This window comes from Secundilactobacillus silagei JCM 19001 (assembly GCF_002217945.1).
GTDB classification, from domain to species: Bacteria; Bacillota; Bacilli; order Lactobacillales; family Lactobacillaceae; genus Secundilactobacillus; species Secundilactobacillus silagei.
The window spans coordinates 230315-246229 of record NZ_BCMG01000002.1 but is presented as its reverse complement, the minus strand read 5'-3'; the positions used below and the strand labels follow the sequence as shown (position 1 = coordinate 246229).

The 15915-nt window shown below is 47.5% G+C and carries 12 protein-coding genes; 7 read left to right on the top strand and 5 right to left on the bottom strand.

What is annotated here, in order from left to right; genetic code table 11:
• The first annotated feature begins 125 nt into the window (after positions 1–125).
• Both CES79_RS02810 and CES79_RS02805 read left to right on the top strand, forming a co-directional pair.
• On the top strand, positions 126–1385 hold the full coding sequence (locus CES79_RS02810; RefSeq protein ID WP_089136241.1) for a sensor histidine kinase: 1260 nt from the start codon (positions 126–128) through the stop codon (positions 1383–1385).
• The gene (locus tag CES79_RS02805; protein WP_054656335.1) at positions 1385–2008 is read left to right on the top strand and encodes a response regulator transcription factor; all 624 of its coding nucleotides are present in this window, start codon (positions 1385–1387) and stop codon (positions 2006–2008) included. Before CES79_RS02810 ends, CES79_RS02805 begins: the two co-directional genes overlap by 1 nt.
• 358 nt (positions 2009–2366) lie before the next feature.
• Here the strand turns inward: CES79_RS02805 and CES79_RS02800 are convergent, their stop codons facing one another.
• Positions 2367–2597: a cytochrome b5 domain-containing protein gene (locus CES79_RS02800; protein WP_054656334.1), complete on the bottom strand. Its 231-nt coding sequence runs from the start codon at positions 2595–2597 to the stop codon at positions 2367–2369.
• 83 nt (positions 2598–2680) lie between these two features.
• Entirely contained in the window at positions 2681–4072 is a 1392-nt protein-coding gene (gene nhaC / locus CES79_RS02795) for a Na+/H+ antiporter NhaC (RefSeq protein WP_054656333.1), read from the bottom strand.
• Positions 4073–4545: 473 nt separating this feature from the next.
• Here nhaC and CES79_RS02790 point away from each other — a divergent pair, with 473 nt between their 5' ends.
• A complete protein-coding gene (locus CES79_RS02790; protein WP_054656332.1) occupies positions 4546–5100 on the top strand; it encodes an NAD(P)H-dependent oxidoreductase in 555 nt (184 codons plus the stop codon).
• Between the two features lie 57 nt (positions 5101–5157).
• The gene (locus CES79_RS02785; protein ID WP_089136240.1) at positions 5158–6123 is read left to right on the top strand and encodes an aldo/keto reductase; all 966 of its coding nucleotides are present in this window, start codon (positions 5158–5160) and stop codon (positions 6121–6123) included.
• Between the two features lie 333 nt (positions 6124–6456).
• On the opposite strand, the gene ahpF is transcribed toward CES79_RS02785, so the two are convergent.
• Positions 6457–8010: an alkyl hydroperoxide reductase subunit F gene (gene ahpF / locus CES79_RS02780; protein WP_054656330.1), complete on the bottom strand. Its 1554-nt coding sequence runs from the start codon at positions 8008–8010 to the stop codon at positions 6457–6459.
• A gap of 1 nt (position 8011) precedes the next feature.
• Positions 8012–8575, bottom strand: coding sequence for an alkyl hydroperoxide reductase subunit C (ahpC, locus tag CES79_RS02775; RefSeq protein WP_054656329.1), 564 nt, complete (start codon positions 8573–8575; stop codon positions 8012–8014).
• Between the two features lie 798 nt (positions 8576–9373).
• Between ahpC and CES79_RS02770 the strand changes: the two genes are divergently transcribed.
• The 3 genes from CES79_RS02770 to CES79_RS02760 all read left to right on the top strand — a co-directional run bounded on the left by CES79_RS02770 (position 9374) and on the right by CES79_RS02760 (position 14646).
• Positions 9374–11899, top strand: a complete 2526-nt coding sequence (locus CES79_RS02770) for an AAA family ATPase (RefSeq protein WP_089136239.1) — start codon at positions 9374–9376, stop codon at positions 11897–11899.
• Between the two features lie 637 nt (positions 11900–12536).
• Positions 12537–14027: a ribosomal protection-like ABC-F family protein gene (gene abc-f / locus CES79_RS02765; protein WP_089136238.1), complete on the top strand. Its 1491-nt coding sequence runs from the start codon at positions 12537–12539 to the stop codon at positions 14025–14027.
• A gap of 34 nt (positions 14028–14061) precedes the next feature.
• Positions 14062–14646, top strand: coding sequence for an isochorismatase family protein (locus CES79_RS02760; RefSeq protein ID WP_054656328.1), 585 nt, complete (start codon positions 14062–14064; stop codon positions 14644–14646).
• Positions 14647–14711: 65 nt separating this feature from the next.
• Here the strand turns inward: CES79_RS02760 and CES79_RS02755 are convergent, their stop codons facing one another.
• On the bottom strand, positions 14712–15890 hold the full coding sequence (locus tag CES79_RS02755; protein ID WP_089136237.1) for an MFS transporter: 1179 nt from the start codon (positions 15888–15890) through the stop codon (positions 14712–14714).
• Positions 15891–15915: the final 25 nt, after the last annotated feature.

The window sequence follows — 15915 nt, the reverse complement described above, 5'->3', positions numbered from 1 at the left end:
GAAGTAAGTTCGATTTCTCCAAGTCACAATCAAGTCAGCCTAAAAGGCCACTCCGAAATCGTTTCGAAGTGGCCTTTTAGTGTAAAATACAGTTAACAGCTCAATCGCGAAAGTGAAGTGAAACCATGCCAAAACACAATGAAGCACAAAAGATTCAGACGTTGAAAAAAGCGCGGGTACCGCTAATTGTTTGGATGATCATGATCGGCTTTGTGGCCCTCAGTATTTTATCAACTAGTGCCTTCACCATTGGGCAGCACCTCAAGATTTTTTCTGAGAACCGGCTGCCAATGTCCCCGCCCGTTCAATATCATCACAGCCTCACGCCGGTCTTCTTACTGATTGGCATCGCTGGTTTCATCCTGTCGATTTGGCTGGGTCCCTGGCTGTACCAAAAACGGCCGTGGGAAATGGTTTGTGTGCCAATCGTGTTATTGGTGATCGTAGTCGTCGTCATGCCGGTGAGCGCGCCCGTTATGATGGTAGGAACTTTTCCCGTTTTGATGATTGATTCCATCATTGCCTATCGCCGGCCACAAATTATGCTAACTGGCTTAACCCTCGTTTACGCCATCCTATGGGTCATTTATCTGCTCACCGTTGGCTGGTGGCTAGCGCTAGTGACCCTCCAGTCGTTTGTCTTCGTGATCCTGATCGTCGCTTATTACTGGCGCCTTTACCAGCAGCAATTAAGTGAACGCCAACGGGTGGAAGATCTTTATAGTGAGCTGCAACTGGCTTATAAACAAGTTGAAGCTTCTGCCATCCGCTCTGAACGCCAGCGAGTGGCCCGCGAGCTTCACGATACGCTGACTCAGGGACTGGCAGCCGTGGTGATGCAATTGGAAGCAGCTAACAGTTTTCTGGATCAGGGCAACACCAAGCGAGCAAAAGAAATCATTAATGATAGTGTGACAGCATCGCGTAAGGCGTTGCAGGAATCACGAATCACATTGACTGATTTACGGTCGACCACTGAAGAAAGTCTGCCTGCTAGACTGCAGCTCACTACTGAAGCAATTCAGAAAAATTACCACATTCACACCACCATCAAATTTGGTGATATTCCGGACTACGCTCCGAGTCAGCTCACCGAGATCACCCGGATCGTCACTGAAGCGCTGACCAACGTTGCCAAGCACGCTAAAACTGATCAGGCACTGATCAGCAGCCAGTTGAAAGATGATATTTTTAAATTAAAAGTGATCGATTTTGGTCAGGGATTTAATACCAAAAACAAACTCAAACCGGGTCATTATGGTCTTAGTGGCCTGCAAGAGCGCGCAACCCGCCTAGACGGTGTCGTGACCGTCATTAGTTCACTAGGTGAAGGCACCACCGTGACGTTAACTATGCCAACAAGTCGAAAGGAACTGGATAACTGATGATCAAAGTATTGATAGTAGATGACCACGAACTATTACGAGCAGGTCTGGAATTAATTTTTGAAACGGCTTCGGATATTGACGTCATTGGTACGGCTGATGATGGCCAAGAGGGACTGGATAAGGTTAAAGAATTGCATCCTGACCTCGTACTGACTGATATTCGCATGCCCAAATTAGACGGGATCGCTTTGATCAAGCAGCTGCATACGACCGACCCTGATCTACCCGTGGTAGTTCTCACGACTTTTGATGATCAAAAACCGATTCAACAGGCCATGCAGTTAGGTGCCAAGGGGTTCTTACTGAAGGATGCTGACAAAGATACCATTTTAAATGTCATCCGCGGTGCCATCAAAGGTGAAACGTTTATTGAACCGCGAATTGCTGGTAAGGCCTTTGCGCAGCCGACGCCAACATCAAGCATTGAACTGTCCCCGCGCGAACACCAAATTCTAACGGAAGTGGCGGAAGGCTATCACAGTAAAGAAATCGCTTCAGACATTGGGGTCAGCGAACGCACGGTAAAGGCTAATCTCACGACTATTTATAATAAGCTGGGGGTATTCTCCCGAGCTGAGGCTGTGGCCAAGGCGTTGCAACTTAATTTAATTGAACTGTGAGTGTGTGAAACAAAGCGGTAGAGACTGGAGTGTAAGGACGGACTGGCGGAAACCCTGAACTTGGGGTTTCTGCCAGTCCGTCCTTACATGCAAGTCTCTGCTTTGTTGAACACGATTGGGCTAGAGAAAAGTATCGAGCAAACAGATCAGTCATTCACTGAATTTCAGTTAAGAAACCTAGTAATATCCTTACCAATATAACCTTCAAAGTGTGAACGCTGCTTTCCTGTTACCTAGCGCAAACGTGTTCAACCACTCTGACTCCAGACATATAACGACAATAAGGTGAGTTCCCCAAAACCAGGGAACCCACCTTATTGTCGTTATATTCAGGAGTCAACCCGAGTTGTTTCACACTCTAGACTAACTTTCCCACCACCGGTAACTTCTCAAGCACCGACTTCTTATGTGGAGCTTTTAGAATGACCGCTGACAGATCCTGACCCGCAACATTACCATGATGTTCGCCGTTCTTCCAAGCGTCAACATCCGTTAAATCATAGATCGTCCCATCGATTGCGACATACGCCTTATGACCATTTTTACCATCATATTGTTTCAGTTCTTCTTTGGTTAAGTTCACTGCCATTAGTCATCCGTCCCTTCTGATATCTAACTAGTAGTTTATCATTGATCACCTGAAAAGTCAGTTAAAGTGATGTGTCTAAAAACCTAAGCCTTTGCTTCTACCTGCTGAGTTTGGACATGTAAACCAATGCCAGTTAACCCGCTGATCAGAGACATTACCGGGCAAAGCAGACTGAAGAAGACAAATGGCAGGTATGACATGGTTGGTACGCCCAGCGTGTTAGCTAAGAAGACCCCGCCAACACCCCATGGTACTAAGTAGTTCAGAACGGTCCCACCATCTTCAAGGACTCGCCCTAAAGCTGAACTCTCCAGACCGCCATTTTCGAAGGTTTGTTTAAATGACCGGCCTGGCAAAATGATAGAGAGAAATTGTTCACCAACAAAGATGTTGATCCCAATGCAGGCACACAATGCAGCTGTCACTAATTTAGCATGGGAATTTAAGTGATTGGCTAACGGTGTCATAACCGCACTGACTAACCCAAAGTTCACTAGCAGGCCACCCAGTGACAGCGTTAAGACAATCAAGGCTACCGTGGGCATCATGCTGACAATGCCGCCCCGTGACAAGAGTAAATTGACTTCTGAATTGGACGTTTTGGCAACAAATCCGTTGGTGATGATGTTGCTGGCTTTAACCACACTGAGTTGCGGATTATTGATAAACATCATCACACCTGATACCAGTACATTTAATAGCATGGTTGGAATCGCCGCCATCTTAAACCCGGCGCAGACGAACACGAGAATGATGGGAATCAAAGCAACCCAGGAAATATGGAAATCTTGTGTCAATGCAGCGACGGTCGTGTTGATCTTCGCAAAATCGGCGTGGTTATGACCAAATCCCAGCAGTGCAAAAATCACGGTTGAAATGACCCCTGCTGGCACCGTTGACCAAAGAATCGTCTTCATGTGATCAAACAAATCAGTATCCACGACCGCTGCGGCTAAATTGTTGGTTTCAGACAGTGGCGAACACTTATCACCAAATACACCGCCGGAAATTACCGCACCAGCAACTAAGGCTGGATTGAAGCTCATGGTGACACCGATCCCGAAGAAGGCAATGCCGACCGTTGAGACCACCGTAAAGCAGCTCCCAACCGCCGCGCCGACTAACGTGCAGACCAGAAAAACCGTTGGTAAGAACCACTGTGCGCTGATGGCCTTAAAGCCAATCACCATTAACGTGGGAATGGTACCGGCAGCGATCCAAGTACTGATCATAGCCCCAATTAAAATGAAGATGACGATGGGGATAATCCCTTTATCGATCCCATCTTTGATCCCATGATTAATATCATCCCAGGAAAGGCCTTTGAATTTAGCCCAGAAGATGGTGACTGTAATTGCCAATAAGACTGGTACCTGTGGTGACAATCCTAATCCAATCACCCCACAACCCATAATTGCTAGAATCAGAACTAACATTAATATTGCTTCTCGTAAACTCAATTTAATTTTTTGCATTGCAATCGATCTCCCTTTTTATGTATCCCTTTCACCCGCAAAGAATCCGGTCAATCAATATCGTGTAATGCCACCGCAAGTTGTTCTCATTTTGATTACTCCTCCCAACAAAAAAATCGCCCCCATTGCATTAACTGCAACAGGGACGATCAGACTCTACCGTGGTACCACCCAAATTGTGTACACTTCTGTACACCACTCACCAGAAGATAATGGATTCTAGCGGTAACCATTGTCGACGTCTACGTATTTCGCTTTTCTTACCCTGATTGGCTCGCAGCAACCGCCAACTTCCTGACACCCAGATAAGACGCTACTTGATTGTAAGTCCGACATTAAATATTAATTAGAATTATAACCCCATTTTTGGAAAATGCAAGTTAACCGGTTAACTGAAGCCGTCATCAACCGAACTTTTTCCGCCAATTAGCGGGATAATCATGATATGATAATTTTGAAAGGAGCTAAGTTTTATGCGTATTTTACTGATCAACGGGTATACGCCACACCCTGATGCTGGCGGTAAACTGACTCAAACACTGGTGGATATCAGTATCCAAACGCTGTCGCAGCACAATGACGTTAAAACGACTGCGGTAACGGACTATGAGGCAGCTCAAGAGTACGCCAAGTTTCAGTGGGCCGACCTGATATTACTGTACTTCCCCCTATACTGGTACGCGGTGCCGTGGGGGTTAAAGCGCTACATTGATGACGTGTTTGCGTTGCATCAGTTTTACGATACCGATGAAAATGGCCAGCCGGTGGCGTTAATGACCGGCAAACAATTTGGCTATGTCACTACTTTGGCTGCAGTCCGTGAAACGTATGCTCCCGGCAATCCGCTGACGAACGGGTTAAGCGTCAATGACCTCTTAAAACCGTTAGACGTCACCTTCCGTTACGTCGGTATTCAGCCCGCATCTCACTTTCAGAACTGCGTCTTCTATGACGTCTACAATCCAACGACGATTCAGCCAATCAAGGCTGCGTTACTAGCTGAACTCTCAAAATTGAATCGCGAATAAACTCATTTTACGTAAAAAGAACTAAGATAGAGTTATTGAATAAAGAAGGAGCAAACTATGGAAAAAGTAAAACTTGGTACTAGTAACTTAAACGTTTCTCCAATTGGCTTAGGCACCATGGCTTTTGGTCGCTGGATCACTGAAGCAGATTCGGATGCGATCTTAACCCATGCTGTTAATTCTGGGATTAACTTAATTGATACCGCTGACTACTATGGCCCTGGTCAAGACGAAAAACCAGCTTATGGTGACGGCACCTCCGAAACCATCATCGGCAACTGGCTTAGTCATAATCCGGGAGCCCGCTCTAAAATCGTGCTGGCCACCAAAGTTGGTTCCAATACCAATCCTGTAATGAGCAACCCAACGCTGTCGCGTGAGCACATCCGCCAGCAGATTGATTCATCACTGGAACGCCTGCAAACCGATCATATTGACCTGTATCAGGCCCATTTATTCGACAATGGCACCCCACTAGCCGAAACGCTGACCACACTGAGTGACTTAGTTGATGAGGGTAAGATTCGGTATTATGGGGTTTCTAATTACAGTGAATACCAGTTAAAACTGGCACTGGGCATTATTAAAGATCGCCGGCTAAACCCGCTGACCTCACTGCAAAACCGCTACAATATCTTGAGTAACCACGATGATTCAGCTGTTCTGAAATTAGCTCAGCGTTCTCACGTTGGTTTCTTAGCTTACAGCCCGCTGGCTCGTGGCGTGCTCACTGGCAAGTATCTAAATGGTGCCATGCCTGCAAATAGCCGTGCTGCGCAAGGTGAACCGCTGATCAAAGAATACTTTAACGATGCCGATAAAAAGGCCGTCAGCAAGCTAAAGACCATTTCAGACGATTCCGGTATTTCAATGTCGCAACTCGCCTTTGCCGGGGTGTTATCAATTCCGGGCATCACTACCGCTTTATTAGGCGCCAGCAAAGTCAGCTACATTGACGATGCCATCAAAGCTGCTGAGTTGCAGTTACCACAAAGCGTCTTAACTCAAATGAAATCGCTATAAACAAATCGCTGTGAATTGAAAAAATGCCATCCGTAAACTAAATTGCGGATGGCATTTTTGTGTTCATTTCGCTAATTGACCACTATATGAACCGCAGGGTGCCCGTGATGGGGGCTGCTGTGTCGGTGGTGTTAGGTCGGGGTGAATTCCCCCGATCTTACAGCACGGGACGACATCCGAGACACGCGGGTCTGGCGTGGCTTGGATGCGAGGCAAAAGACGTGGCTTTTGCCGGTCCCCACAGCAGTCCCCATCACGGGCACCCGAAGGTGGCAATCAAAAAGTCACGACTCCTATCGGAAATCGTGACTTATCATTTGTGAATCATTTAAATTAAGCTTTAACGGTTACCTCACGTGCTAATGCATCAAAAGCACCAAGAGCAGCGGTAGCACCAGAACCCATGGAAATGATGATCTGTTTGTAAGTTGAGTTCGTGCAGTCACCAGCAGCAAAGACGTTTGCCATGCTGGTTGCACCCTTTTCATCAACCACAATTTCACCGTGTTTATTCATGTCAACGCATTCTGCCAGCCAGTCGGTATTGGGTACCAGCCCGATCTGAACGAAAACGCCGTCGACAGCTAATGACTTGGAATCGCCGGTAGCACGATCAGTGTACGTCATGCCGGTAACTCGGCCATCGCCCGTAATTGCAGTTGTTTGGGCGTTAGTAATTAAATCAACGTTAGCTAACGACTGTGCCTTGCTGACCAAAACGGCATCGGCTGAGATCTTAGGCACGAATTCCAGTACGGAAACGTGCTTCGCGATACCAGCTAAATCAATTGCTGCTTCAACACCAGAGTTCCCGCCACCGATAACGGCAACGTTTTTACCCTTATAAAGCGGACCGTCGCAATGTGGGCAGTAAGCTACACCCTTGTTACGAAATTCAGCTTCGCCAGGTACGTTGACGTTACGCCAGTGCGCACCGGTCGCAATAATCACGGTCCGGCCTTTCAGTATGGTGTCACCTTTTAAGCTGACTTGAACCGGTGAACCTGCAGTCAACCCAGTGACCGTTTGGCCATCAATCAGCGTGACGTTGTACTTGGTCATCTGCGCTTGGATGTTTTGCATCAGCTGTTCACCCTCGATGTAGTCAGTACCGATCAAATTCTCAATACCAACGGTTTCAAGGGGCTGACCACCCATATGATCAGCAACTACCGCAGTGGACAGGCCTTTACGACCAGCATACACTGCAGCGGAACCAGCGGCGGGGCCGCCACCGATGATCAAAACATCGTAGGTCTGATCAGAAACATCGTTATCAACGGCTGCCACGGCAGCTTTGCCCTGCGCCTTGTTAACAAGTTGTTCCAACGTTGCACGACCGTTGTGCCATTCTTTGCCGTTCAAGAAAACGGTTGGCACAGCCATAATGTTGTTGGCTTCCGCTTCGTCTTGGAACATGCCGCCTTCGATCATGGTATGAGTGATATGCGGATTTAACAGACTCATAATATCTAATGCTTGGACCACGTCTGGACAATTATGACAGCTCAAACTGGCAAAGGTTTCAAAGTGTAAGTCCTGATCAATTGCCTCGATTTGTTGACGGACTTTCGCTGAAATCTTCGGTGCGTGACCGGAAACCTGTAAGAGTGCCAAAACAAAGGACTCAAATTCGTGCCCCAGTGGAATCCCTGCGAAGGTAATCCCAGAAGGTGCTGCGCCCTTAGCGTCCACCGTGAAGCTGGGCTGGCGCTTCAATTGCCCTTCAGCAATCGACAGTTTAGGTGATAAGGCCACCACTTCGTTTAAGAAGTCGCGCACCTTAGTCCCATTTGCCGAGTCACCAGTGTCTAACGTAAAGACCACTGGCTGCTGAAGCAACTGTAAATAGCTACTCAGCTGCTGTTTTAATTTATTATCTAACATCTTAGATCTTGCCTACAAGATCGAGGCCTGGAGTTAAGGTTTCGGAACCTTCCTTCCACTTAGCAGGACATACTTCACCTGGATGAGAGGCAACGTATTGACCCGCTTTGATGCGATCAATGTATTCAGAAGCGTTCCGGCCAATACCGTCAGCGTTAACTTCCATTGATTGAACGACGCCATCCTTATCCAAGATGAACGTCCCCCGTTGAGCAAGGCCCGCGTCTTCATCAAAGACGTCAAACATCTTGGCTAGTTGATGCGATGGGTCACCGATCATTGCATATTGGAGTTTACCAACAGCGTCTGATTCATCGTGCCATGCCTTGTGGACAAAATGGGTATCTTCAGAAACGGAATAAACTTCAACGCCTAAACTTTGTAAGGTTTGATATTGATCTTGTAAATCTTCCAATTCGGTTGGGCAGACAAATGAAAAGTCAGCCGGGTAGAACATAATAACGCTCCAATGACCTTTGATATCTGCATCAGTAACGTCAATAAACTCGCCCTTTTGATATGCCTGTGCCTTAAATTCCTCAATCTGTTTTCCTACTAAACTCATGTGAAAACCCTCCTTAGAATTTGCTACAAGTTCATTGTACAATGTAATTTTTCTAAATTAAAGGGTAAATTAGAATTTTTCTATATTAGCTTCAATTTGCTAAATTTGTCTTATTCGTAATCAATTGTAGTTCTCTTTTGGGATTCGTTCCAATGCCTATACTGCTTAGAAAAAATGACAGTTATACTAAAGTTCATTCCACTTCGCGGAGGCGGGCAACTCGCAGTGGCTCGCTCCGGAGCTAGCACCCGCGCTTCGCTTGGGGCGGATCTCCTCCGTCTCGCATAGCAGTAAGCTACCAAAAAACGGTAGCCAACTGCTATCGACACCACGATTTGCCCACCCCCGCTCCGCTCCATTCAAATTACTCACTCTATCAACAATTACCGTTTGGTTGCGCAAGCGCAAATGATGATTATATTGTGAAATATCAAAACTAATACAGTGAATAGATACTGAAACACTCCAGAATTTATCATAATTTGCGACAGCAACCATTCAGTTCAGTAACAACGATGAACTAATTGGAATGCAGTGGAGTGAAACTGGCCAATCGTGGTGAAAGTAGTTGTTAGTGAGTGTTTTTTACTCGCTTACAACTACGGGAGACGGAGGAGATCCGCCCGGAGCTTGCTCAGGGCTAGCTCCGGAGCGACCCCACGACGAGTGGCCGGTTTCACGCAACGAAATGAACGCTTAACAAGGCTCTTTTCCGTACTGCCACATTAAACGCATTTTCACCATCACCAAATTTACGTTAGAATAGACCTATTCATTAACAGAAAGTCAGGTGCTCATGTGGTTCAGCCAATTGATCATATTGAAGTTCGCGGCGGTAACGTCAATAACCTGAAAAATATCGATGTTGATATTCCGTTAAATAAGTTTGTCGCCATTTCCGGCCCCTCCGGATCAGGGAAAAGTTCCCTGGCCATGGGGATTCTATACGCTGAAGGTTCCAGACGGTACTTGGATGCCCTGTCGACCTATACTCGCCGGCGAATCGCCCAAAATAAAAAATCACAGGTGCAGTCCGTTAAGCACATTCCATCCGCTTTGGCGCTGCGCCAGCGACCAAATATTCCGTCAGAACGATCCACGGTGGGCTCCCTCACCGAAGCCTTTAACGTGATCCGACTGATCTTTTCACGGCTAGGCTCAATCGTCTGTCCCAATGGTCACCGAATTCCGCCCACCATCAAAATTGCCCAAACAATGGATATCTTGGGTGATGAAATGGGCAAGATCACCTGTCCCACTTGTGGCATTCGTTTCATGGCAACTAGCGCCGAAGACTTCTCGTTTAATTCCACTGGTGCCTGCCCCACCTGTCACGGTTTAGGCGTTGTCCGCAAGCTCGATGAAGACAAGCTGATTGGTGACGAAAACCTGACCATTGATCAAGGCGTGGTCGCTTCCTGGCATCTGCCCGGCCGTAATTTTATGCCAAAAGTTGTCGCCACTTTAGGCGTTCGGACTGATGTACCTTACAAAGACCTCACCGACCATGAACGCGATATCGTCTTGCATGGGGAAAGAACAACTCATCCGGTCAATATCAGTTCTGGGACCGGCCGGGTCTTTCACATGGATAACGCGCTGTACGAAAACGCATATGTCGCCGTTGAAGACTCCATCAAGTCCAATACCAGTGAGCGGTCAATTGCGCGAATCAATCAGTTCTATCATTTTTCAACCTGCCCCACTTGCCACGGTTCACGGCTAAATCCAGTGCGATTGAAGCAGTTAGTCGGCGGTAAAAACATTGCCGAAGTAGCTGACATGCAGCTCAATGATTTAGCCAAATGGGAAGCTGACACCAAGGAAGCATTACCTGATGACATGGCCTCACTAGCTAAAATTCTGTTTACCGAATTAGATGATAACTTACGGCCACTACTGGAGTTGGGCCTAGAATACCTCAGCCTTTCTCGCAGCGGCAATACGTTATCGACCGGCGAACTGCAACGAATTCAACTGGCCCGGACACTGCGTACTGAAACTACTGGTGTCTTATACGTTTTGGATGAGCCCTCAATTGGCCTGCATCCGGATAATATTCACGGTTTGATCAACGTGTTCCGCCAGTTGATCGCTCAAGGGAATTCGCTGGTGGTCGTGGATCATGAAGTCGACATTATTGCCGCCGCTGACTGGGTGATTGAAATTGGCCCCGGTTCTGGTGACGAAGGCGGCCAAGTCATTGCACAAGGAACACCTAAAAGCTTAGTGACTAACCCGAAATCATTGATTGGCCCCTTTATCTCTGGTCACGCGGATATTTTGCAGCAAAAACACGCTGCTAAAAAACCAACTGGCCAAATGACCCATCTCAAAATCAGTGATCATTTCAACCTGCATAACGTTGACACAAGTTTCCCAGATAACCAAGTTACAGCCATCACAGGATTCTCTGGTGCCGGCAAAACCAGCCTGATTATTGATTCACTGGTACCAGCCATCCAAGCGCGTAAGAAACAACAAAAACTACCCAAACAAGTCAGTGAACTTACCACAGACCTACAAGACGTGGTCAGTGTGGATGCCAGTCCAGTGGGTAAAAATGCCCGCTCGACTCTGGCAACCTACACCAGCATCATGAATGCTTTGCGACATATGTTTGCTAATTTACCGGAATCCAAAGCTAAGGGGTACGGCATCGCCTATTTCTCTTACAATAATAAACAGGGCGCCTGCCCCAACTGCGGTGGCCTCGGTAATATCACACTGGATATTCAGTACCTGCCCGACATGGAGGAAGTCTGCCCCGTGTGCCACGGTGCCCGCTACAAAGATGAAATTCAGCAGATCAAATGGCATGGCTATTCAATCGTTGACCTCTTAAACTTGTCGGTTGAAGATGCCATCCCCGTTTTCAAGGACGTCCCGAAAATTGAACATCAGTTAAAGCAGCTTCAGGAAGTCGGCTTAGCTTATCTGCATCTAGGTGAAAGCACGCCAGCCTTATCTGGTGGTGAAGCGCAACGGCTCAAGTTAGTCAGTCACTTGACCAAAAAGGAAGCTGGCACGCTCTTCGTCTTCGATGAACCATCAATCGGCCTGCATCCGCTAGACGTTCAAACCCTGCTGCAAATTATCGATAAACTACGAATCAATGGTGCCACGATCCTTATCATCACACATGATGTGGATCTAATGCTCAATGCCGATTATCTTATCGATATGGGACCGCGTGGCGGGGCTGCCGGCGGTAAAATTGTGGCAGCTGGTAAACCATTAGACTTAGTCAAACAGCAAGGTAGCCTGACAGTGAAATATTTGGCAAAACATTGGGGGAAGTTTGGAGAACCTAGCAGTAAGTAATTCATTATTTACAATTTATGATAGTTCATGTTCTGTGAGCGAAACGGAGGGCGCTGGGGCTCAGTGGTGAAGGTGAAACTTGGGAGTTGGCGGTGCGAAGCAGCGACTACTTCTTAGTTTCACGCGAGACGGAGGAGATCCAGTTAAGGCAGAGTGTGGAACGAGGCGTTAAGAGAGCGGTGTATAAGGCACTTAAACCATAAACCCCGAACTTGGGTTTATGGTTTAAGTGCCTTATATATAGCTCTCTGCCTCGTGGAGCACGTTTCGGCTATGTAAGATTATTAGCTCCGGAGCGAGCCACCACGTTCCAGCCCCGAAGCGCCCGGAGTGCAGCGTACTTTAACCACAATCCAAGAATTACGATTTGACACCACCACAAAAACCATGTTATTTTAATGCTACACAAAACCAAGAGGAGGTATCGCCCATTGAAGATCTAAGTCAACCGTTAGAACCTAGCACCGTGATTCCCGTTACAGGGGAATACTGCGCAGTTCTGGCATTGACCTAGACCTTCTCTAGCGAGCCTAAACGCATATGAGTATGCGAGTAAGCACCTGGAGAATCGTTCTCAGGTGCTTTTTTGATGTCTAAATTGCCACGGTGCCCGCCCAGAGATTGGAGGTACCTCATTATGTCGACTATTCAAATGACTAATTTATCCTTTGCCTATCCCGGGCAACCGGACTTATTTACGAAACAAAACCTCACCTTTGACAATAGCTGGAAGCTTGGTCTAACCGGTCGTAACGGCCGCGGCAAAACCACCCTGCTGAATTTGATTCGTGGGGTACTCAGCGGTTCAGGCCACATTTCCATGCCACTAGAACCGCTGTATTTTCCCCAACCCGTTAAAGACCCGACTCAGGATGCTTGGGTCATCGCGGAGAAAGCCACCACTGCTGAACTGTGGGAAGTCCAGCGCGAACTGAGCCTGATGCACACTGATGACGGTATTCTCTACCGCGCCTTTGACAGCCTCTCTGGCGGTGAGCAGACCAAAGTCTTGCTGGCAGCCACCTTTGCTAGCAATACCGGCTTTCCATTGCTAGATGAGCCCACTAACCATTTAGACATTGCCGGTCGGGATCAAATCGCGGCCTACCTGCACCAAAAGCAACAGGGCTTCATCGTCATTTCTCACGACCGGCACTTCTTAGACGTGGCTACTGACCACACGCTGACCATCGAAAAACAGCAATTAGTCTTGACCCAAGGTAATTATTCGGCTTATGAACAAGCTAAAAAATTGAAGGACCAGACTGAATATGCAGAACAATCCAAGTTGCGCCACGATATTGGCCGCCTAAAAGAAACGGCTGCCAACAAACGGCAGTGGAGTCAAAATCGCGAAGGTGACAAGTACGGCAACCCGCATCAAAAAGGCAGCGGCTCGATTAATAATACCGGCTTTATTGGTGCCCGTTCGGCTCGGGTCATGCAAAAGGCGAAAAATTTGGAACACCGAATGGACAAAGCCATCACGGATAAAGAGTCACTGCTGCAAAATGTCGAGTTTATCGACCCCTTAAAAATGAATTATCAACCGGATCATCACGCGACGTTACTGCGGGTGCGCAACGTCCAGTTAAGCTATGATGGTTCGCCGCTTTTCGCTAAGCCAGTCAGCTTTGAACTCAATAAGGGTGACCGTGTCGCTTTGATTGGTCCCAATGGCAGCGGTAAAAGTTCCTTGATTGCGGCCATCTTGGGTCACTTCAAGGGCACCATCACCGGTGAAATTAAACTGGCGCAAACGGCTGCTCGCAGCATTGTTCGTCAGCACTATCCCAATAACGTCGGCACTTTAACTAAATTTGCCGAAAAACGGCAGCTGCACTACCAGGACCTTTTAAACAACCTCAAGAAATTGGGGATGCCGCGTTCAGCCTTCCAAACACCGATTCAACAGCTCTCTGCCGGTCAGCAAAAGAAGGTGGAACTGGCGGCTAGTCTAGCCACCCCCACCGGCCTTTACCTCTGGGATGAACCGCTGAACTACCTGGACGTCTTCAATCAGGATCAATTAGTCACCGTCATTCAAAACGTTCAGCCTACCATGCTGGTCACGGAACACGACCGCGATTTTATCGATGCCATCAGTACTAAAGTTGTTGCGCTATAATTAATAGTAAGTCATCAGAAAGTCAGGTCTTAAAATGTCCAATTTACCTCAAATTAACCTTGCACACACTGCTTTTGTCGCAATCGATCTGCAAAATAACATTCTCGCGGCCAAAACGATTGGTCCCAGTTCCGCTGATCAGGTCCTTAAAGTCAATAATCGGTTAGCTGAACGATTGACAAACACCGCCGCGCTCATCGTTCAAGTCACGGTCAATGTTCACTCAGTTCAAACCCTGTTTCCATTTAAGGAGAATGATCAAAATGGCTCAACCACACCGAATACCGCTCAGTTAATGATGCCGATCGCCCATGATCCGTTTGCGAAAAACGTGATGATCATTAACAAACAAAATCCCGGTGCCTTCTTTGGTACCGACCTAGATCTACAGCTTCGACGTCGCGGTATCGACACCATCATTCTTACTGGAGTCTCCAGTTCAAACGGTGTCTACGCGACTGCGTTGGACGCCTATCAGCAACATTATCGGCTGATTACAGTATCGGACGCCTGTGCTGACCGTGATCCGGAAAGTCACCAATTCTTCTTCGCCAAAATTTTTCCACGGGTCGGCTGGGTCACCGATAGTGAAACGTTACTCGCTAATTTACCAGCTTAATTGAACTAAAAAACAGGCTCTAAGACCACTTCCGTTTCGGAAAATGTCTTAGAGCCTGTTGATCCTTATTTAAGTAGCCGTTTGGCAACTTGAACTAATAGTAATGCCAGTAAACTCATCATCAGTCCGGCAATTGGCGTCCACATTAACCCCAACTGGTTAACGATCTGACCGCCCGAAAACGATCCAATCATGATACCAATATTGAAAAATGAGATGTTCAAAGAAGAAGCCAGTTGCGCATCTTCTGGCAGCTTATCCTCCGCAATCTGCATGGTATATAGCTGCAGTCCAGGGACGTTCATAAAGGCTAATAGCCCCATGGCGAGCACTAAAATCAATCCGACTACGTGCGCTGAGATACCAAAAATCATGACTAACATGACTAACGCCAACGCCGCAAACATCTTGGTTAACGCACCCAGGGGATTCAAGTTAGCAAACCGGCCACCAGCAACGTTGCCGATTGCCACCGCTAGACCATACGCAATCAGTAACACCACGATGAGACTCGTTGACCAGCCAGCCTTACCAAGAATTGTCGTCAGATACGTGTAAACTGGAAAACTAGCCCCATAACCTAACGCAGTGATCACCAAACTCAGCATCAAGTCGCGCTGTTTTAAGATTCGCAATAACCCGCCACGTTTCGATGCGACCGGCTTCGGTAATTTTGCCGGTACCAAGAGCTGGTTGCCAATCAGTGCTAGTAAACCAATGGTGGCAATGACCACAAATGACATCCGCCAGCTAGCGTGCTGCCCGATAAAGGTTCCCAGTGGTACCCCAGTCACAGTAGCTACCGTCAGTCCAGTAAACATGGTGGCAATGGCGGATGCCCGCCGATTCATTGGTACCACGCTGGCCGCAATCACCGTGGCAACGGACATAAATAGGCCATGAGCAAAGGCGGCGACCACCCGACCAGCCAGTAAAATACCGAAAGTCGGCGCTGCAGCAGTAATCAGATTGCCAATAATAAAAGTCACCATCACGGCGATCAGCAACTGTTTACGCTCAAACTTACTGGTCAAAGAGGTCAATAGCGGTGCCCCAATGGTAATCCCCGCCGCGTAGATGGAAACCGTCATCCCAGCCGTACTGAGACTGACGCCAAACGTTTGAATGATCAGCGGCATGACCCCAACGCTGATAAATTCGGTGGACCCGATAGCAAAAGCACTGAGCGCCAATGCCAGCAGTGTCCAAGTAGCGGTATTTGATTGTCGTTGTTCATTTAACATCTTTAATAGTTCCTCCCTGTATTTG

Bases quoted from the DNA above. Each gene is read 5' to 3' on its own strand.
- CES79_RS02810 (WP_089136241.1), top strand. From the start codon at position 126: ATGCCAAAACACAATGAAGCACAAAAGATTCAGACGTTGAAAAAAGCG.
- CES79_RS02805 (WP_054656335.1), top strand. From the start codon at position 1,385: ATGATCAAAGTATTGATAGTAGATGACCACGAACTATTACGAGCAGGT.
- CES79_RS02800 (WP_054656334.1), bottom strand. From the start codon at position 2,597: ATGGCAGTGAACTTAACCAAAGAAGAACTGAAACAATATGATGGTAAA.
- nhaC (WP_054656333.1), bottom strand. From the start codon at position 4,072: ATGCAAAAAATTAAATTGAGTTTACGAGAAGCAATATTAATGTTAGTT.
- CES79_RS02790 (WP_054656332.1), top strand. From the start codon at position 4,546: ATGCGTATTTTACTGATCAACGGGTATACGCCACACCCTGATGCTGGC.
- CES79_RS02785 (WP_089136240.1), top strand. From the start codon at position 5,158: ATGGAAAAAGTAAAACTTGGTACTAGTAACTTAAACGTTTCTCCAATT.
- ahpF (WP_054656330.1), bottom strand. From the start codon at position 8,010: ATGTTAGATAATAAATTAAAACAGCAGCTGAGTAGCTATTTACAGTTG.
- ahpC (WP_054656329.1), bottom strand. From the start codon at position 8,575: ATGAGTTTAGTAGGAAAACAGATTGAGGAATTTAAGGCACAGGCATAT.
- abc-f (WP_089136238.1), top strand. From the start codon at position 12,537: ATGTCGACTATTCAAATGACTAATTTATCCTTTGCCTATCCCGGGCAA.
- CES79_RS02760 (WP_054656328.1), top strand. From the start codon at position 14,062: ATGTCCAATTTACCTCAAATTAACCTTGCACACACTGCTTTTGTCGCA.
- CES79_RS02755 (WP_089136237.1), bottom strand. From the start codon at position 15,890: ATGTTAAATGAACAACGACAATCAAATACCGCTACTTGGACACTGCTG.